General features: G+C 47.5%; 1 protein-coding gene. It reads left to right on the top strand.

The features are described from left to right. On the top strand, positions 1–549 hold a 549-nt coding region (locus A9G45_RS03180), incomplete at both ends, for a contractile injection system protein, VgrG/Pvc8 family (protein ID WP_218057014.1).

Below are 549 nucleotides of genomic sequence, written 5' to 3'. Positions count from 1 at the left end.
GTTCAAGACTATAACTACCGTGATGCCAAAGCCGATTTACTCACTGATATCAACACCCAACCGAAAACCACCACCACGCAAGGCACTGATTACCGTTACGAAGAGCATTATAAAAACGGACAAGGTCAGCAGAGTAAGCCAAATGATAAAGCCGCTAACTCTAGCCAACCACAAACCGCTAACCCGTCACCGCAAGATGACGGTATTGAGCAAGATAACGCCATTGAAAGCGGTCAATGGTATGCCAAAATCCGCCATGAGCAGGCGATTAGCCAGCAAATTATCATTAAAGGTAAGAGTAATCGCTATAACCTTGCCCCCGGTCAATGGATTAATATCAACGGCAGTCCGCTAACGAATATTAATGACGGTATCCTCATTTTAAGTGTACAAGGGCAAGGTAACCGTACTGATGCCTATGCCCTCCCCTTTACCGCCATTCCCTATCAAGCCTTAAAACCCTATCGCCCCGCGCCTATACGCTGGCCACAAGTCAATGGCACCTTACCCGCACGGGTCACTAGCCCTGATAATGACACCTATGGCTAT

The organism is Gilliamella sp. HK2, from assembly GCF_001690265.1.
Classification (GTDB): Bacteria; Pseudomonadota; Gammaproteobacteria; order Enterobacterales; family Orbaceae; genus Gilliamella; species Gilliamella apicola_C.
This window is presented reverse-complemented; position numbering and strand designations above follow the sequence as displayed.